General features: G+C 67.9%; 1 protein-coding gene. It reads right to left on the bottom strand.

Annotated features, from left to right (window positions below; genetic code table 11):
• Nucleotides 1-884: HAD-IC family P-type ATPase (locus A5696_RS00325; RefSeq protein ID WP_156738193.1), on the bottom strand; the 884-nt coding region annotated here is incomplete at both ends.

Here is an 884-nt window from a genome sequence, read left to right as displayed (position 1 = left end):
AGCAGGGCCAGCCGCAGCACCGAGTCGTTGCGCACTCCGGCCGGGTTGACGGTGTCGACCAAGCTGATGCGGCCCTCCGTCAGCGTGCCGGTCTTGTCGGTGATCAGGATGTCGATGTCGCCCAGGTCCTCGATGCACACCAGGCGTTTGACGAGCACCTTGGCCTTGGCCAGCTGTCGCGATCCCGTCGCCAGGCTGGTGCTCACCACGGCGGGCAGCAGCTGCGGCGTGATGCCGACCGCGATCGCCAGCGAGAACAGCACCGAATCGATGATCGGCTTGTGCAGCAGCAGGTTGCTGACCAGGATGACCACCATCAGCGCGATCGCGACCTGCAGCAGCAGGTAGGAGAACCGGCGCAGCCCCACCTGGAAATCGGTCTCGGGTTGGCGCTTGTCCAAACCCGCTGCGATGCGGCCGAATTCGGCATCCCTGCCGGTGGCGTACACCACCCCGGTGCCCTCCCCGGCGCTCACGATGGTGCCCATGAAAGCGAGGTCGGTCGATTCGGCCAGCTCGGCGCCGGCCGGCACAGGCTGCGGCGATTTCTCCGAGCCCGTCGACTCGCCGGTCAGGATGCTCTCGTCGCATTCCAGGCCGGTGACGTCGATCAGCCGGACGTCGGCGGGCACGGCCTCGCCCAGCGACAGGCGGACCACGTCACCGGGCACCAGGTCGGTGACGCCGATCGTGACGAACTTCGAGTCGCGGCGCACCACGGCGTTGTGGTGCACGGCCGCGTGCAGGTCGGCGGCGGCCCGCTCGGCCCGATACTCGTTGACGAACCCCAAGCCGATGCTGGCCGCCAGGATCACGCCGATGATGATCGCCTGCATGCTGTCGCCGAGAAAGTAGGAGACGATCGCGGTGCCGGCCAGCAGGAT

Source organism: Mycobacterium sp. E2699, assembly GCF_001666745.1.
In the GTDB taxonomy this organism is placed as follows: domain Bacteria; phylum Actinomycetota; class Actinomycetes; order Mycobacteriales; family Mycobacteriaceae; genus Mycobacterium.
The sequence above is the reverse complement of the archived record's forward strand: the minus strand, read 5'-3'. Positions and strand labels throughout refer to the sequence as shown.